The 17,735-nt window shown below is 35.2% G+C and carries 14 protein-coding genes; 2 read left to right on the top strand and 12 right to left on the bottom strand.

Annotated elements, in window-relative coordinates:
• Positions 1-233 precede the first annotated feature (233 nt).
• The 5 genes from M2135_RS08095 to M2135_RS08075 form a co-directional block, all read right to left on the bottom strand.
• A complete protein-coding gene (locus M2135_RS08095) occupies positions 234-1,346 on the bottom strand; it encodes a radical SAM protein (protein ID WP_280747983.1) in 1,113 nt (370 codons plus the stop codon).
• 72 nt (positions 1,347-1,418) lie between these two features.
• On the bottom strand, positions 1,419-3,008 hold the full coding sequence (locus tag M2135_RS08090; RefSeq protein ID WP_280747982.1) for a hypothetical protein: 1,590 nt from the start codon (positions 3,006-3,008) through the stop codon (positions 1,419-1,421).
• An 86-nt stretch (positions 3,009-3,094) separates the two neighbouring features.
• Entirely contained in the window at positions 3,095-3,748 is a 654-nt protein-coding gene (locus M2135_RS08085; RefSeq protein WP_280747981.1) for a hypothetical protein, read from the bottom strand.
• A gap of 4 nt (positions 3,749-3,752) precedes the next feature.
• Positions 3,753-5,363, bottom strand: a complete 1,611-nt coding sequence (locus M2135_RS08080; protein ID WP_280747980.1) for a PDZ domain-containing protein — start codon at positions 5,361-5,363, stop codon at positions 3,753-3,755.
• 80 nt (positions 5,364-5,443) lie between these two features.
• On the bottom strand, positions 5,444-7,252 hold the full coding sequence (locus M2135_RS08075) for a hypothetical protein (RefSeq protein WP_280747979.1): 1,809 nt from the start codon (positions 7,250-7,252) through the stop codon (positions 5,444-5,446).
• Between the two features lie 179 nt (positions 7,253-7,431).
• On the opposite strand from M2135_RS08075, the gene M2135_RS08070 reads away from it, so the two are divergent.
• Positions 7,432-8,157, top strand: a complete 726-nt coding sequence (locus M2135_RS08070) for a DUF6088 family protein (RefSeq protein WP_280747978.1) — start codon at positions 7,432-7,434, stop codon at positions 8,155-8,157.
• Positions 8,154-9,137: a nucleotidyl transferase AbiEii/AbiGii toxin family protein gene (locus M2135_RS08065; protein WP_280747977.1), complete on the top strand. Its 984-nt coding sequence runs from the start codon at positions 8,154-8,156 to the stop codon at positions 9,135-9,137. The genes M2135_RS08070 and M2135_RS08065 overlap by 4 nt, the downstream gene beginning before the upstream one ends.
• A 255-nt stretch (positions 9,138-9,392) precedes the next feature.
• On the opposite strand, the gene M2135_RS08060 is transcribed toward M2135_RS08065, so the two are convergent.
• The 7 genes from M2135_RS08060 to M2135_RS08030 form a co-directional block, all read right to left on the bottom strand.
• A complete protein-coding gene (locus M2135_RS08060) occupies positions 9,393-11,129 on the bottom strand; it encodes a lantibiotic ABC transporter (RefSeq protein ID WP_280747976.1) in 1,737 nt (578 codons plus the stop codon).
• 16 nt (positions 11,130-11,145) lie between these two features.
• Positions 11,146-12,687, bottom strand: a complete 1,542-nt coding sequence (locus tag M2135_RS08055; RefSeq protein WP_280747975.1) for a 3'-5' exonuclease — start codon at positions 12,685-12,687, stop codon at positions 11,146-11,148.
• 76 nt (positions 12,688-12,763) lie between these two features.
• Positions 12,764-14,218, bottom strand: a complete 1,455-nt coding sequence (mobV, locus tag M2135_RS08050; RefSeq protein WP_280747974.1) for a MobV family relaxase — start codon at positions 14,216-14,218, stop codon at positions 12,764-12,766.
• 257 nt (positions 14,219-14,475) lie between these two features.
• Entirely contained in the window at positions 14,476-15,378 is a 903-nt protein-coding gene (locus M2135_RS08045; RefSeq protein WP_280747973.1) for a toprim domain-containing protein, read from the bottom strand.
• Between the two features lie 108 nt (positions 15,379-15,486).
• Positions 15,487-16,536 (bottom strand): AAA family ATPase, encoded by a 1,050-nt coding sequence (locus M2135_RS08040; RefSeq protein WP_280747972.1) that lies wholly within the window; start codon positions 16,534-16,536, stop codon positions 15,487-15,489.
• Between the two features lie 3 nt (positions 16,537-16,539).
• Positions 16,540-16,842, bottom strand: a complete 303-nt coding sequence (locus M2135_RS08035) for a DUF3853 family protein (RefSeq protein ID WP_280747971.1) — start codon at positions 16,840-16,842, stop codon at positions 16,540-16,542.
• Between the two features lie 192 nt (positions 16,843-17,034).
• Complete coding sequence (locus tag M2135_RS08030) at positions 17,035-17,721, bottom strand: hypothetical protein (RefSeq protein WP_280747970.1); 687 nt, start codon at positions 17,719-17,721, stop codon at positions 17,035-17,037.
• Positions 17,722-17,735: the final 14 nt, after the last annotated feature.

The raw sequence follows: 17,735 nt of genomic DNA, 5'->3' as shown, positions 1-17,735 counted from the left end.
TGCAGGTTCATTTTTATATTTTAAAGGTTATAAATCCAATAATTATAAAGTTGTAAACTTTCGCACATGCGAAATAATTTGACACAATCCTTTAATCTCACCACCTATCACTGTAATCGCCATGTCCAAAAGTCGAGGCAAGTCTCGGTTTTGATAAAATCCTAACTAGATTCCGATTTGCAACCTTCTTTAGAGTTATTTTTTTACCCCAAAAAGTAATTTTTTCTTTCGAATCATTCATTTTCAAATTCTTCAAATTCATTATTTACTATATTTTCAATGTGTTTAAATAATTTTTTATAAGTATAGCAATAAGGATCTTTAATCATTATATCCTTATGCCGTGAGTAAGAATGATATGGGCAACCCGCATTGCATATTTTGTTATATTCACAGCAGGAGCAATCATCCAATCCTTTATTACGATTAATAAAGTTTTCGCGAGCCGTATTCTTTAATATAACGAATAAATCTTCATTATTAATATTTCCGTATAAATAATCTTTTTCTCCGATAAATCGTCCGCAAGGATATACGCTCCCATTAGGAGAAACCGCAATAAAATTATATGCACAGTTATTCCGCCAGTTACATCCAAAGGGAATTATTTTTTGATTTTCCCTATTTTTAAATAGTCCCAAATTTTCAATAATTTCATCAAATGGTTCTATTTGTGGCAAATATTCCGCATCGTCGAAAAACCACATATCAAACAACTCTATATAAATCTCCGCCAGTTCTTCTGGAGTTAATCCTAAATCACTATTAATTAAGGCTTCACCTGCCGGGAACTGCGGATTGAATTTAAAGCTAATTCGCTCTTTTTTAGCATATTCATATATTTGGACTATCTGGGATGCCGTAACCTTATTCAAAACACATATTACGCGACCCTCATTTATTTTGCGCTTTTTTAATTCTCCTAACCAAAACAAAGTATCCTTAAATGAAGATCCCCCATTTTTATATGGTCTGTTTTTGTCATGCGTCATTTGAATCCCATCAAGACTTAAGCTAACTTTAAAGTTGTTTTTTTCAAAGAAATCCAGATAAGATTCATTCAACAAAGTTCCATTTGATTGGACCGAATTGATAAACCTATGATTTAGTATTGTTTTCTGGATTTCGACAGCTTTCTTGTAAAAGTCAACTCCCATTAGTAACGGCTCTCCTCCATGCCATATCACATCTGTTATACCTTCTTTTGCATTCTCTTTTGCTACTTTAGTGAGCATATTGTAGAGAGTTTCTTCATTCATTCGCCCTCTCTCTGACTCTTCACTCATATAGCAGTATCTGCATCGAAGATTACAACCACCTGTTACTTTTGCTATTATCGTATACATAATCTATTATCAAAAAATTTGCACAATATAATTGCTGCCCAATTATCTAAAATTATCCGTTATCACTATAAACTATTTATTCCACTTATCAGTATCAATTTTGTTGCTTTGCAGCCATGCTTTTTCTTCTGGAAGTATTCCTTGTGGCAATAATTCACTCTTTATGCATAGTCTGAAGACAAACTGATTGATTCTTTCTTCACTTGACTCTGAGCTACCTGTCAGGTCTTGATATATATACTTGTTCTTATCCCCATTATTATCATAATTACATGTAAACCAATATGCTAAATAAATCCTACGGGCGATAAGTACATTTTTCAAATCGGTATTACTAATGCTTAGATGTTGATCGGATGTCTTCATCCTTTTATTAACAAATTGTTTATAGTAATTCCAATTTTCGATAGCATTAGCAGCTATTTCATTTTCAAAAGAGAACCAATTGTTCGAATTTCTAATTGAAACATACTGTTCGTGGAAAGATTTTGTTTTCTTGTCTTTTGGCGTTTCCCATCTTGAACCTGTTGGCAACGAAGCTATCAATTGTAAGTTACGATCAATCCTTTGCTGAATAATAGGGATATACATTTTCCACAACGATTCTCCTTGTTGAAAATCTTTTGTTATGGGCAAATGTTCAAAGTCAAGGAGAGCATCAATCTCTCGAATACTAAAATCATCAGTTGAAGTAAGAGAGAACAATGCGTAAAATCCTCTTTGGGATGCAAAATCCAACACTTCAAAACCCAAGAGTTCTTGATGTTCTTTAGAATTTGGTTTGAGAAGCTGCCAATCGCATATTATTGCCGATAACTCATTTTTTGTATCTTGTTCAATATATGCTTTTGCAGCCAATGCATCTTGAAATGGAATTACTTCAAAGTAGGGGGAAAGTGCGTTTTTTGCCCAATTCAAATCATTACTATTATCGTCTAACAACAGTACTTTACATTTTGTTGCCTTTTCCGTTAATAGAGTATCTTGCTTCGTGTTTTGCAAGTGAATATTAAGTGTAGTTATTAAGTCTTTTGCATGAGAATAGAAGTAGTCTTCATTCTCTTCGTAATGGGTGGTGATTATCTCTTGAGAAAGTTGCTGCAACTTGGGATAGATATTTGTTGTAGATAACTGTTCAATCATTTTTAACGAACTACAAATCTTATCAATATCCGTCTCTAATCGAAGGTCGTGTCGCAACACATTAATTACATGTGGTATATCAATCAGTAAGGTGGACAAATAAGCCAATGCAGCTGAAGAAATCGGCAATACCGTTTTAAGGACATTTTCTATGTCCTTAAAACATATTGGCAACTGTTTGAAACACGTTCCTCTTGCTATCAGGATATTGTACTTTATGTCACTAAATTTTTCAAAATAGTTCTTTGGTAGGAACGAGAGAATGCAGATTGGGGCTAATGCTTTTAGCTTTGAACGAAGTAGAACAGCTACATCAATTCCGTAGAAGTCGGTATATTTTTTCTCTTGCCATAAGAGTTCGGCAAAAATTATGATATACTGATAGGTATCTATCTTATCAACTATAATATTTTCAACACCTTCCTCAGAGAGTATAAATCTAAAATCCTTGTTTTCGTTCTGTTGTGAAAAGTAGGATTGTTGACGTTCATCGCATATTATCAAATATTTATCTATCATTCATTAAAATTTGCCGTAAAGGTACGAATTATTACTCACATGTTCTTGCAAAAGAGCTGAATACGTTACGCAAGATTTGCTATGGATTAGCTGTGCTCCGCGTGATCAATTAGTTCTGTTTCTTCTTTATCTTCATCGTTTGGAGAAGCCATGCACTGTTTCATTATCAGAAGGATGGGAATAATTACAAAAAACAGAAAATAGCATATCCCTCCAAAAACAGTATTTTCGTCAAGGGTTTCAGCAAAACTATAATCCCAATATTCTATTAACATGATAAGGAAAATAAAATATATGAGCCCTTTTATCCCTTTGCCCCAAACCCAAAACGAATACATTGAAACGATAACAGAAGTGACTATTGTTGCCCAAAGGTCGTTGTCAAAAAAGACATAATGAAATGATCCGCCATTATCTGTCATCATATCAAAAACATGGGTAAAGGCACAATAAATAACAAATACTACCAACGCGCACAAGATGAAAGCAACAGCATATCCTGCATATTTTATAGCGTATGCAATGTGTTTAAGTTTACATTTTCCGACAGACTTTAGACCTTTACCTGCATACTTGAAAGCATCGAACAAATCCTTTTCTCCAAGATGCTTTTTTACCCATATGTCATAAAAATCTTCTTCCTCTTTATGGATTTCAGCCGTCTCCTCATTTTTAAATTCTTCAGTAATCTCAGAAATTTCTATATTTTTGCTTTTTTCTTCCATTGTAGTCTGTTTCATATTATTACCTTTTGTCCTTAATTAGACAGGAATAGTTATCTTCTTCCATACAAGAAAAAGTCTTATTTCCAAGATACTCAATTCTCCTATATTTGGCTGGAATTATTACATTCTGATTAATATCTATAACTCCATAACGATACCCTAATCTATATTGGATATAATTAGACAATTTATCACTTTCAGGCTCAAATATAGGCTGATAGACTTGATTTTCTTCACAATCTCTATCATCCAAATAAAAATTACTAACAATTTTGCCTTTTCTGTCATACAGTTTCTGTACATAATCTTTTCTCCCAACAAATTCAAAAGTTTTACTTTCTTCAATATAGTCATATTCTATAGGCAAAATGAGTTCAAAATTTTCATTCAATAATCCGTATTTTGCTTCGAAATTTTCATTAAGATTTTTCACAATAAAGCAAGTAGAAAAATCTGTAGCCCTGATATAAGCATATTCTACCGGCAAAACAACATTAAAAATACTATCAAGCACTCCATACTTGCCATCTTTTGATACAGTATAGCTTTTTACATAGTAATCGAAATTTTCATCGAAATCAAGATTTTTCTCAAATTTATTATATTCAAAAGGTACAATCATTTCAAAATTTCTATTGCAAACACCATAAACGTATGTATACTCAGAATATTCGTCTTCCACTTCATCTCTAACAATTGTAATATCTTCAGTCGTGCCATCTTCGTGTTTTACAAAGAGAGTTACTTTTGTGTCTTTTTCACCACGAATCAAATTAAGAACGTCTTCATGAGGTATATTGAAAACATTTATGTATTCGCTTTCATTGTCTTGCTTTATCTTCAATATGACATCATTCTTTTTTAACTCGCCCTGTAGGAAAGCAGGTGTGTCTTGTATGATTTCGTCAATTTTGATATAGCCATCGACATATTCTGAAATTATTCCAATCCCCACAATAAATGACTTTCTTTTTAGAATAATATTCGTGGTTTTTGCATCTCTCCAGTTGATTATATCTGAGTATTTCGTGGGTAGTAGTTCTTTCCCTGTTTTGTCAATTATTCCAATCTTGCCATCTTTGTTGGGCACGATGCAAATGCCATTACTGAAAACAAAATCAAGAATGGATTCTCTTTTATCTCCATAGTATACGCATGGTGCGAACAAATCTTCATTGTAATCGAATTGAAAAGGAATTGCAACTTTTTTTGTTTGTACATCCACAAAACCGAGTTTGTGATCTTTGTTTACACAGGCAGCTAATCCACTCTCTGGGTCATCTATCCAAGCATAAAGAAATTGCGGTTCAAAAATCACCTCGCCAGTTCGAGCAGAAATATATCCGCGTAAACCGTCCTTTACAACGATTCTAATGCTATGAGTGGATTCTTCGGGCAAAAAAGTTCTTAATACGTTATCGTATCGTCCGATAATTTTGTCCGTTATATTGTTCAAAACACCAATTTCTCCATTACTATATTCAATAACAGAGAGAGTCTCAGACAAATCATAACGATTAACCTCGCCATATTTTTCATCATGCCATTTACTACCAATACTGTATCCTAATATACCTAGACCAACAATAAATGAGAGAATGATAACTGATTTTAAGATTTTCTGCGCCATAACAAATGATTTTTATGACGCAAAAATAGCGAGAGACAGGCGGAAATCTCTTATGGAAATTCTATATGGAATTTTCTATTCTATTTTTCCATAAAATCTTTAATGAAAATTATTTCTTGCTTGGTTAGGAATTTTACAAAATCGCTTTGAATATTATTTTTGTTATTATTCCAAACATTTTTTCTTACAGTTTCTTCAGGAAGGAAAAGCACATTTTGCAAAAATATCTTATTTTTTTCCGTGGTAAATAGTTTATAAGCGTTCGGGATGTTATGCTTTAACATTGCGTAAAACAACAATCTTCTTGTAATCAAAATTTTAATAAATTTATCAATATTGTCGTTATCGCTGATTTTACTCTTATTCTTTTCCTTGTGAAAATCCAATCTGCTAAGTTCTCTAAATCCCTTAATATGGTCAGAAAGAAATTTTTCTTTGACTATACCTTGTTGTTTATATTTATCATCAAATATTTTTTGTAATCTATTATATTCTTGTTCGATAAAAATTTCTACATCACTGGGGGTTTCATAAGTCTTATTACTCTTCTTTATTGTGATCGGATAATAGTCGGATGGGATATAAATATAATCCCTCAAACATTTGAACCCAGCTAAAAAATTTGATTTTTCTTTTGGTTGGATATCTATGAATTCTGCGATACCTTTTTTTTGTTTTATCAGATTTCTTATACCATCAATAAATACTTGTATTGTGGAATCAGAAGCAAGCACATCGCTTTTTGAATACATGTTTACCTGTACATTTAAATTGTTTAATATACTGCTGTGCAAGCTTCGAGTCACATTTGAAAGAATTATATACACAGGAAGGTGGTATGTATTGCTCAATTTCTGAATGTAATCAAATCCAAGACAAGTCAATTTTCTGACCTCATCATTTTTTTCCCATATTTCAATATCACAAATTATAGCATTATACTTATTTGTACTGTCTGAGTTCCTTAAAAAATGTTGATTATAATTAGGTTGTGAAATATGTTTGACATTTAAATCTTGATTTTCCATAGCTTCAATAAAATGTTTTATACGGCTATCTATTACATTTTCTTTCGAATAATCATCTTCAAGATACAGAATTTTATATTTATCTTCTTGGGTAATTTCAACATCATGCTTGCCTTCCTCTTGTATGTACGAAATAGCTATCGTACACAATTCCTTAAATTTATTATGTACAACAACGTAAGTTTTATCTGCTCTTTTTTTATTATTTGCCTCTTTTTGTAATAACTCTATTTGGTCTTCCAAAGAGCTTATCTTTCGCTTGAATGATAAATCTGTATGGTTGTTGGCATATTGTATTTCTTTTAGTTTTTCTTTCAATAATTCTTTTGTCCAACAACTACTTACATCGTGCCTAATTTGTTCAAGTAAACCAACTATTCCACAAAAACGTCGTTTTGTATAAATTAAATCCAATTCACTCATTTTTCCACTCATTTTTTTCAATTCATTTAGCCATTCCGTAGGATTTGATGGTAGTCGATAGAATTCGTGTTTGAGTGCAGGAGTATTTATAATTTTAGCATCAGGATGTTGAATAATATATTTACGACTCAAAAAAGAAACAAAGAGAATCGGTATTCTTATGTTCTCTTCTCTACGAAGATGCTGAGCTAATTTTATTCCGTTCATCTCAGAATAGCAAGGAGCTGAGTTGTCATCGTGCGACCATAGTAGTTCGCAAAGGATAATAATATAATCAGCCTTCTGAGTTATCGCACTCAAAGAGTCCTTATCGTAGAACAATTCGACGGCATATTTGTGAACTTGCCGTTTCTTTTTAACCTCTGTGATATTTTCAATCTCTTTTTTTATCGTTCTAAGGTATTCTGTGTCATTCCAACAGATAAGTATTTTTTCCATTGTCTGCCATAAATTATTTAGCCACAAATATACGCAAATGTCTAATTTTGTGCAAGCTCCATAGATTGAGAGAATTGTATGGAACGCCTATCTATTCATATGTAATTTTCCGCAGCAGAAATGTCAAGTTTATAGTGCGACAAACTTGACATTATAAAAAATATTTGTATCTTTGTAGCATGTCATTAGCAAGTGAAATACGAACAAGGATAAATAAATTCCCAGAGGGTAAAACCTTTGGTTACTCTGATTTACTCATTGCTAAAGAAGATTATATTACAGCTGCAAAGGCATTGGAACGTCTGCAAAAAGAAGGTTTGATAAAAAAGATGTCCAAAGGTGTTTTTTACAAGCCTAAACAAACTGTTTTTGGAGAACTAAAGCCGGATTATACTGAGATGTTACGTCCTTATCTTTTCGAGAATGGAAAGCGAGTTGCATACGAAACCGGATATTCTCTTTATAACAGACTAAAACTGACCACACAAGTAGCTTTTCGCATTAAGATTGCCAGCCGTGATAGGCGTATTTCAGTTAATAAAGGTGCATTAAAAATTGATACGGTGAAAAGCTATGTTGATGTAACAGATGCCAATTACAAATTGTTGGAGTTGCTCGATGCCCTCAAGGATATAAAACGCATACCAGATACTTCGCCAGAAAACAGTATTGTTATTTTAAGTAGCTTAATCAATAAACTTAATGATAAGCAGATTGCTGAAATGATAAAATATGCTTTGTCATATCCTCCACGAGTGAAAGCTCTGCTGGGTGCTGTTTTAGAAAATATCAATAGTCAAGTAAGTACAAGCAAACTAAAGCAAAGCCTTAATCCACTTACTAAGTTTGAATTGGACATAAAGAAGTCAGTCTTACCAACCATTAACAACTGGAATATAGAATGAAACTGCACCTAAATAAAGAATTATTCCGAGATGCCATTCTTGTTACTGCACAGAGAATGGATTTGCCTCCGATTTATATCGAGAAAGATTATTGGGTAACATTCGCATTGTACAAGATATTCCATAGCGAAGTTGGTCGAGATACAATTTTCAAAGGCGGCACAGCTTTATCGAAATGTTACAAAATGATAGAGCGATTCTCTGAAGATATTGACCTCGTAGTATTGAGGCATGAGGGCGAAACAGATAATAAACTGAAATCAAAATTAAAGACTATCGGCAAGTCTATTGAAGATGAATTACCGGAAGTTGAGATTGAAGGTATTACTCACAAAAGAGGAATGATTCGGAAAACTGCGCATACCTACAATCAGCTTTTTGAGGGAAACTATGGTCAGGTAAGAGATGTAATTGTATTGGAAGCAACATGGTTAGGCTATTATGAACCTTATAGCAAAAGGAACATTATCTCATTTGTGGGTGAAATGATGCTTGACAATGCTCAAAATTCCATTGCAGAAGAATATGGCTTGCTCCCATTTGAAGTTGAAGTATTGGAAACAACCCGTACAATCTGTGAGAAGATTATGAGCCTGGTTCGGTTTTCGTATGGTGAAACACCTATGCAAGACCTGAAAAATAAGATTAGGCACACATACGATTTGCACAAACTATTATCTCAGAAAGAATTTAATAATTTCTTTAATAGTTCTGCTTTCGATGAAATGTTGATTAAGGTTGCCAATGATGATGTTCGCAGTTTTAAGAACAATAATCAGTGGTTGGTTCATCACCCAGCTGAATCACTAATTTTTAATGATACAGAGAGTGTGTGGGGTGAGTTGAAGAATACTTATACCGGAGATTTTCGCAATCTTGTTTACGGAGAATTGCCGGAAGAGCAATTAGTCTTGGAGACTTTGAAAAAAATACGAACACGACTTACGAATATAAACTGGACGGTGAAAATAGACAATTAAGAATAAATACTTGTGAATTCAGAGGAATTCGCTACTTTTGTAGATATATGAAATGCGGTGCAAATCGCAGAACCCTTTCAAAGCACAAATCGGGGAGGGTCTAATTTTAGGGGTAAGTAAAGCTTATATATCAAGCGGTTAGAAAGGAATGAACGTTCCCTCTCTCTCCGCTGGCAATGCTGAAAATCAGCAAGTTGCAAAACAAACACCCAACTTTACACCCAAGAATGTAAAGTTGGGTGTTTTTTAGTTTTATTATAGTTGTTGAAGAAAGTTTTCTAATTCTATATCAGTATCATTATTTTGATATATCACGCTCGTAAAGGTTTTCGGAATAGCAGCAAAGCCAATATATGCTCCCCATAGCATGAATGCATATTCTTTATTTTGATATTTACGATTCAACATAAAACGTTCTATTTGTTCAAAGCCTTGTGCCTTTATGAAAAAAGACATAATAGCCTGTAGAACTGGTAAATTTGCAGGAATGGAGAAAGAGTCAGTCTCTTGTTTTTTATACCTCCAGTATCCCCCTAAAGTAATTAATATTTGCTTTCCTTCTTCTGTATTGGAGAGTTCTGTATTCTTAAAAATCTTAGCCGTTGCCAAGATAAGATTTAATATATCTACTTCTGAAACTATACGAATACTGTTTAGAGAATGCTCCAAGATGTACTGGAAAACAATATTGAGGTAAGCAATTTCTACTTTATTTTCATTATCTGATATTATGTATAGACTCTTATTATCTAATACTTGTATTTTAGATAAGTCTATTGTGTGAGACCCCTCCGTTTTGTTGACTTTTTTTATGAGTTCGTTTACGCCATCACTCAATCTGATGAACATTGCCCCGATTGTTGAGTCATACTCTGTTGTGCCATAGCGATAATTAGCTATATATTCCTCTATTTCTTTTATTTCTCGGCGTAGAGCCTTATACTCTTTGTTATCCTCTTCAAAATCGCTAAGTATCTTTTTTAGTTCAAGTTTTCTTTTATACTCGAGTGTGTCTTTGGGGAAATACTCTCTTTTTTTTCCTTTTTTTCTTCCTTTTTCAACTTCTTGTTGCTTGATAAACTTTAATTCGTTTATTAGACAAGTTAAATGATAATCATCTTCCAACTTGTATAATATGTTGCTACATTCTTCACGCTTTTGTTTAAGTTCTCTTAGTTCTTGTTCATAAGCTGGCGTTTTTTGCCTTTTCAATTCTTGGCTACGCATAGATGCTAGATTCACAACCTCTTTAAAGACTTGACAAAGAATATCAAACAAGTTTGTTGCCTCCAAATTTTGCTTTTTATATTCCGATTTACATTGGGCGATTTTTTGCATAATTGACATATCATGAATAGCCCCTTCTCCTATCATTAACTCCGTATTAAGACCAGTAAAAGAATTTTTCAAATCAATAATATGAATCAAAAGCCCCTGCCTTTCACTGTTCATTGAGGTTAACTGTCCTCTTACATAACCAATAATAGCTCCTTTTATGAAGTTATACGTTTTATCAAAAGTTATATACTGCTGCTTCTCAAATAAAAGAATATCGCTAGAGTTTTCACGGATTTTTTTCTTTTCTTTATTGTCTAAATAAAAAGAATCCAAATATTTTTCAACACATTTAACTTCAAGTAAAATTTTAGATTCGGCTATAAATGCTGTATGCTTGTCTTTATCTGAAAATCGAAAACGAACAGATCCTTTTTTGTAATAAATAGTCTTTGGATAGGTAAATACTGTTTTTTTTCTTCCGATATGTACTAATAATGAATCATCCAACAAATCATCCGATATTTCAACTGCGTAATCACCTGCAGGTTCTATCGTTGAAAGTATCAAATGGTTTATTTTCTCACTACCCGCTTTAAAAAAACGGCTGAGATTATTCCCAAAATTGCGCTCTTGGTAAAATGAATATGGAGATATACTTTCTGTTACAAATGACTCCATTAGATTCCAAGAGTCTATTATCAACCAATATTTCATACGATAGTTTTTAGAATTAATCAATATTCCAATAGGCATCTGGGTCTCCTTCAAAAGCATCATCTATTACATCATCGCTAAGTCCAGCTACATCTTGAGCATAAGTTCCTGTATATTTTCCATAATGAGTCCCATAATCATCGCCCCAATCATAGCTATCATTTGCAATTAATGGAATAGAAACTTTATGATTATTTTCTATAACATCGCCCTCTTGCTTAATAATAAGCGGAATCTCTTGTTCTATAATAAAATCTGAATTAATTCTATCTAAGTAAGGAGTTTTTCTTTTGGAATAGGATATATATAATGCACGAGAAGAACGGGTACAAGCGACATAAAAAGCATTTATATCTGGCAATTCTGTATTGTTTGCAAAAGGAACAAATACGTTGTCAAATTCTGTTCCCTTTGCCGCATGGTATGTTAAAACACAAGGTAGGTCATTATTTGAAAAGTCTAAAGTATTTATCGTTCGATATGGAACAACTTTTCCTGTACGATAATGTACTTGCGTTTGAATTCCTGCCTTAGCTAAAAAATCATTAACTTCTCTTACATCTTCCTCCCTAGGAACAAGAATTGCAACATCATCTAAATCCTCCATTTGAATTCGATTCAAAACGCCTTTTAATTCGTCCTCTCTTGAGCTATATTTTGAGATAATAGGCTTAGGGTAATTGGGATAATCACTATTACCGCCATCTTTCATGTTATCTGTTAGTAAATCAACCGACGGAGATAAAATATCTTGAGCAACCTTTGCTATTGATTTCGGAAGTCTATAATTATAACGTAAAAAGAAACGTTTGTACCGTAATGCTTCTGTTATAACATCCATGGTTGCACCTCGATTAGAGTAAATTTTTTGAGCAGAATCTCCAAAAAGAGTAATGCTTTTATTTACATTCGGAATAAATCTGTTTTTGTAATCATTAACATCAAAATCTTGCGCTTCGTCAATTATTATATAGTCAATCTTATCTTCAGCTTTTTTAAAAAGCGTTCCACTCGGAATAAGTTCAAATTGCTCGTCATTAACATCAAAAGCGTCATTCATCGGAACTTCTCTAAACCAGCGTACACGCCTTCTGAATGCAGAATAAAACCTATAATCTACCCAATCTGCAAAATCTATACTGGTTAGTAATGAGTGCGGATATTGTTCTTTTGACTGAATATAAGGTTGATTTGTTGCTTCAAATTTTCTAATATTTGTGTCTTGCACTAAATATAGATTAGAAGCATCCCCTCTTTTCCAATATACAAATCCGTCAAAATCAAAGCCTCGATTGCTCCAAGCCCAATCATAGGCGATTCTTTCTTTATCTAATCCAAGTGCATCCATCCCATATGCAACCATACGTTTTAAAGCTATAGTGTATATAATTATTGCATATGACCCAAATGCACTTGCTTGCATTGCTCTGTGAATAGCAAGATTGGTTTTTCCACTACCTGCAGAGCCTTGAACAATTAGATTTTCATTTGGGTCTCTTACAATAATTTGTCTTTGAGAATCATCTAAATTTGAAATGAACCATTTTTCTAAACGCATATTGTTTTATTTTGAGGATAAAACTTCTTTTAAATTCCTCGGCAAAGGTACTAAATATTTGAAAACCAACTGTCATTTACCTCCCCAAACCTTTGCTTTTACCCATCTCCAGCTTCTGTTTAGGTTTAATTCCTAACGCTTCCCGGAACTCATCATATTTCTGTTTGAACCACTGCGTGAGACTAATACCATTGATGAGCAGACGAAAACCACTGGATTTTTCAATACCTCTATCAAATCGCACCTCCACATCATTCGCTTTGAATCGTTGACTGTGTTCATGAGAATACAATTCGCCGGAGAATCGCACTGGTTTCATATTAATCAGATCTCTTGCCTGCGAGTTTGAAAAACCTATCTTCTGACAATGCTCTCCCCATTTGATCAACATAGGTGTATCGGGTAACCAGTCGTGGATTTTGCGTATTTCCGCCCTCAACTGCATGGTTTCCTGTTGTCGTTCGCTTCGTTCCCTGTTGATTGTTTGGGAAAGTCCGTCAATATCATGCTGCAATTCATGCTTTTCGTGTTTCAAATTCACTATCTCCTGTTGTTGTTTTTTCATTTTGGAAGTGCCAACAAGCGAGCTTATGCTTTCAATGATATTAGAACCAACATCAGCCGCCTTACTCTTGAATTCTTCGGCTTTGAGTTGTCCTTTTACCTGATTGAGACTCTCTTCTGTCTTTTTCAGTTCCGATTCTTTTTGTTGCTTTTGTTCCTCTGCTTGAACCGATTTTTGTTTGGCATCCTGTTCTTGCGATTTGAGTTCCTCTATCCTTTGCCGTTTGGCTTTTTCAACTTGTAGAAGCTGTTCTATATTTATTTGCAAGTTATTACTCTCTATCGTTTGGTTGCGATAATGCTGCGTCAAGGTTATATGTCTGGCTTCTGACCCTTTTATGCCTCGCTCTAATCCGTATTTAGCCATAGCTTCGGCATAAGTATCTTGGTATTCTATCAACTTATCCCTTACCATTACATCGTCAACGCATAGGCGTACTCTGTTCGGGTCTTTCTTCTTATACGTGCGCTTTGGCTTTTTATTCGGATTTTGTGCCAGATCATCCTCTTGCGGCTTCTTTCTTGGTTTTTTCTGTCTTCGCTCGCCTGTTACTATCGGAACGATAGAAGCGTGAATGTGCGGAGTGGTTTCGTCCATATGTAAAGTGGCGGCAACCAGATTCTCTTTTCCGAATGTTTTCTTCAGATAATCCATATTATCCCGGCACCAATCATCCAGCTTTCCTTCACTTTCTATTCGTTTCATATCTTCAGGACTGCCGGAGATCATAACACGGATTACCTTCACCTGATTCTTGCCTATCTGCCGTTTTAGCCCTGCGGTGTCCAACCTGTGTTGGATCGCTTCCGTGCGGTCTTGTACTCCATCTGGAAACTCAACGAGTTCTTTATTCAAATGTATCCGTTCTGGATCTACATTCGGGTGTATTACTTTTCGCTCGATATGGTCTGTCATAGCAGACTCATTTCCGGGCGACTTATCTAAATGGAAAACAACATATCCCATGGTAATGTCAATTAAATTGTTTGAAATTTAGTTTATGGGAATCACTCCTGCCGATAGAATAATACCGGCAAAGAGATGATTCGCACATTGAATAGTCGCTCTTTGCGACTGCGGTCGATAGACCGCTAAGGGAGATTCCAAAGGGGGAAAACCTTTGGCTTATTGGGGAATTTTTAGTGGTAGTGCAACGATAGCGTTAAGAAAATTCCCTAATAAGCTATGGCTTTTTTAAAAGCCTGTGGGATAGCTGCGGCAGATTACATTTTTCGACCTCTGCCCAGCTTCTTTACTACGGCTTGCTTCGGAACGGAACGATTGCACAAATAGTCGTTCAGGTCTTTATGTTCTGTATAGTGCGCAGACTGGTCGATGACCTCTTTGCAAACCGAGCGTAAACTCTGAACAGCTCGCTTTCCGGCTTCATCGTTATCAAGGAAGAGGGCAACGGATTTGTATCCGGCAAGGGTATTCTCTATTTTCGGTAGGTTCGCCAGCGAGTTCAAAACAATCGCATCTACCGGAGAGTGCTGCCGGTTCTTCATCGTCAGGAATGAGAGATAATCCATAAAACCCTCGAATAATTGGCAGCTATTTTGCCCGGATGTATGCGAAGTAATATCCTTGGAAGTACATCCCTTAAAATATTTACTTCTCAGTTCATAACCTCCGGCATCGTTCTTAAAGCCGATAGCAAAATACGGTTTGTCATTTACAGAATAGTTTATCTCCTTGCAGTGGAGCCTGGCTATGTCGATATTTATTTTTCGCTCTCTAAGATAGTCCATTAATAGCGGACTGCTTAGTGGAGCTACTCCGTTTATCCGTATTGTCGATTCCGACTTTGCCTCTTTCCTCTCAGGTGTATTATTCCCGTGAAAAGAAAAGGAAGGTACTCCCGATAGGCGTTGTTCCAGCAATCGCATTGTTTCACCATTAGAACAGTTCTCAATCCGCATTACAAGGTCGATAAGCGTTCCTCCTTCGTTAGAACCATAGTCAATCCACAAGTTCTTATTGTAATCCACTTTCATACTCGCATTGTTATCTTCTCTGTATGGAGAATGATACATGCCGTAATAACCTCTGTCTTTTGCAGGGTGTATATTTAAGCCTGCAAGGTATTCCCGAATCGGGAACATATTTATTGTTTTTGCATCCATATTGTTGAAAATTAAATTGATAAATAATTTATTCTTCTTTCACGGGAAAGGTTCAGGATGGTTTATTATATATACGCCCAAACTGAACCGAACCGGTAAAAGATGTTGTTAGTAATAAAAATCCTTATTGTGGCGATAGAGTTTGTCCTCGCCTTGAATAACCATCCGCTTGTTGGTAAGGAATTGCTTTAGCTTTTTAGTCTTACCTATTCCACATTCACAGCCAATAGCCGAGTAACAGGAACGGAGCTGTTCTATCAAGCTGCCATACGAAAGCGCTTCGCCAATAGAAAATACCGCTTCCAATGCTTCCCGGTGTTTTTCTTCCGATACTTCTGTATAACTGAATGCTTTCTTTTTCGTTATTGGCTGCGGTTGGTAGTTCTCTATCAGTTCCGGCAGACTATGGGTATTGATGCGAAAAGCAAACGGCTCAAAATCACGGTCACGGATAAACATGGACTCAACTATACTGGTGTCATTGTCAAATTCATCGACCTTAATCCGCAATACCGTTTCGGCTTTGTTGTTAAGTTCTGTTCCTAAATGCCCTCTGGTATTGTCATCGCCTTTGTTTAGGTGTAGAACAACATGGATGTGAATTTGCTGTTCATCTGTCCATTGCATCAGCTTTGTGATTAAGTCGGTAGATTCTCCTGGACTGTTAATGTCATGAGCTAAGTCTCGAATGCCGTCAATGATAACAAATCCTAATCCTTCTGTCTCAAGAATAGCTTCTTCTATCTTTTTCTGACGGTCTTTGGTCGCATAGCGCCGAAGTCCAAGAAAGACCAATCGCTCCGGATGGGTGTCTGTCGGCAAATTGGATAGCTTTAGAATCCGATTCATGAGGCGTAAACAATGGAAAGGACTTTGCTCGGTATCTACATAAAGGATTTTGCGTTTATTCGGGGGTAATGATACGGTATAACTCAAAACCGTGCTGTTGGTCAATGCTGCGGCAACAATGGCGCAGACATTAAACGTCTTTTTGCTCTTCGCTTTTCCGGTGGATGCGCTGAAATTGCCCAGTGTGCCGACAATAGAATCATCAATACGCAATATCACTGGTGGAGAATCAAACTTATCCGTTACAAATAGACGAGCGGATTTCCATGTTTCAACAGGGAGTGGAATGTTTTCTTTAATTGTAACCATGGCTTATTTCCTCCCTCCGGTTTTTCGTCCTGCCAATTCAAGGGCAAGTTCGGCATCAACAATAATCTTACGACCTATCTGCGTGATTGCCTTGTCAATCTTTCCGCTTTGCTTGATACGGTTGGCGGTCGGCATACTACATCCGAATAGTCGGGCAATACCGGCTATTCCATATACATGTTTCTTGGAAGAAGTAACCGGCACAACCGATTGGACTTCCCTTTGCTCTGAGTTTTGTTGCAAGTAGAGAAATTCTTCACCTGTCATCTGCCAGAGCGGCTTTTCTTTCAAATCATTGATATTCATTTCTATCAGTATTACGAATTAAACAAAGCCTTGTACTTCGGCTGATTATTTGTTCGAACACTGCAAAGCTACAACCACAATCAGGTGGTGGTTGGGTGGTAATGCAAAATGAATATCACTGATAATCAGGTGCTATGAAAATTATTTTAAGTGGTAAAAGTGGTAGTCGAGTGGTATCAGGGAAGATTATAGCTACAAAAAACCAATATCTTCTCCGAATATTTGATTTTCTGTTTTGGCGGAGACGGTGAAGTCATTTGGTGTATTTTTTATTTCTTCTGTGGTGAACCCTTTCAGTTTTCGTTTATTTGTTTGAATCAAATAAGGTATGCTACTCCTTATTTCATGCTCGTATGAAAAATCAACTTCATAATCCTCTTCTCCGATAAGGCTGTTTAGATCTACTTTTGTTGGAGCGATAATGATAATATGTTCTTTGGGGAATTCTGAAAAATCAAAATTATTTCCCTCAATCCTCCATTCTCTCAGCCAAGAAAAATCATGCGTTTCAATATTCATTTCTTCAAATCTCCAATGGAGACTTATATCAATTAGTTCTTTTTCTTTTAACGTTCCATAAATAACATTGCGAGCATCATATTTTTCATACATTATGTCTCTCGAGAAACCTATTCCATAGTGAGAATACATGGGTCTTTGGGGGTATTTCGCATACATATATTCTAACAATGGAATGTTTGATGTTGCTGGAGCATCAGTGAAGCAAATATAGTTGTGCTTTTGTGATTTTAAGCAACATTCTTGCAAAATGGATTCCATATTCGCATAAGGGTTGCTTCCTTTTGTGTAGTGAAACAAATATGGGGACAAGTCGCTTCTTATAGAGCGCAGATGGTTACTTTTATTCTTATTATTCATAAAGCTATCTTTTT

It is taken from the genome of Parabacteroides sp. PF5-9, from assembly GCF_029893105.1.
Taxonomy (GTDB): domain Bacteria; phylum Bacteroidota; class Bacteroidia; order Bacteroidales; family Tannerellaceae; genus JARXWG01.
The sequence above is the reverse complement of the archived record's forward strand: the minus strand, read 5'-3'. Positions and strand labels throughout refer to the sequence as shown.

Coding starts and splice junctions, on each gene's coding strand:
- M2135_RS08095 (WP_280747983.1), bottom strand. CDS start 1,346: ATGTATACGATAATAGCAAAAGTAACAGGTGGTTGTAATCTTCGATGC.
- M2135_RS08090 (WP_280747982.1), bottom strand. CDS start 3,008: ATGATAGATAAATATTTGATAATATGCGATGAACGTCAACAATCCTAC.
- M2135_RS08085 (WP_280747981.1), bottom strand. CDS start 3,748: ATGAAACAGACTACAATGGAAGAAAAAAGCAAAAATATAGAAATTTCT.
- M2135_RS08080 (WP_280747980.1), bottom strand. CDS start 5,363: ATGGCGCAGAAAATCTTAAAATCAGTTATCATTCTCTCATTTATTGTT.
- M2135_RS08075 (WP_280747979.1), bottom strand. CDS start 7,252: ATGGAAAAAATACTTATCTGTTGGAATGACACAGAATACCTTAGAACG.
- M2135_RS08070 (WP_280747978.1), top strand. CDS start 7,432: ATGTCATTAGCAAGTGAAATACGAACAAGGATAAATAAATTCCCAGAG.
- M2135_RS08065 (WP_280747977.1), top strand. CDS start 8,154: ATGAAACTGCACCTAAATAAAGAATTATTCCGAGATGCCATTCTTGTT.
- M2135_RS08060 (WP_280747976.1), bottom strand. CDS start 11,129: ATGAAATATTGGTTGATAATAGACTCTTGGAATCTAATGGAGTCATTT.
- M2135_RS08055 (WP_280747975.1), bottom strand. CDS start 12,687: ATGCGTTTAGAAAAATGGTTCATTTCAAATTTAGATGATTCTCAAAGA.
- mobV (WP_280747974.1), bottom strand. CDS start 14,218: ATGGGATATGTTGTTTTCCATTTAGATAAGTCGCCCGGAAATGAGTCT.
- M2135_RS08045 (WP_280747973.1), bottom strand. CDS start 15,378: ATGGATGCAAAAACAATAAATATGTTCCCGATTCGGGAATACCTTGCA.
- M2135_RS08040 (WP_280747972.1), bottom strand. CDS start 16,536: ATGGTTACAATTAAAGAAAACATTCCACTCCCTGTTGAAACATGGAAA.
- M2135_RS08035 (WP_280747971.1), bottom strand. CDS start 16,842: ATGAATATCAATGATTTGAAAGAAAAGCCGCTCTGGCAGATGACAGGT.
- M2135_RS08030 (WP_280747970.1), bottom strand. CDS start 17,721: ATGAATAATAAGAATAAAAGTAACCATCTGCGCTCTATAAGAAGCGAC.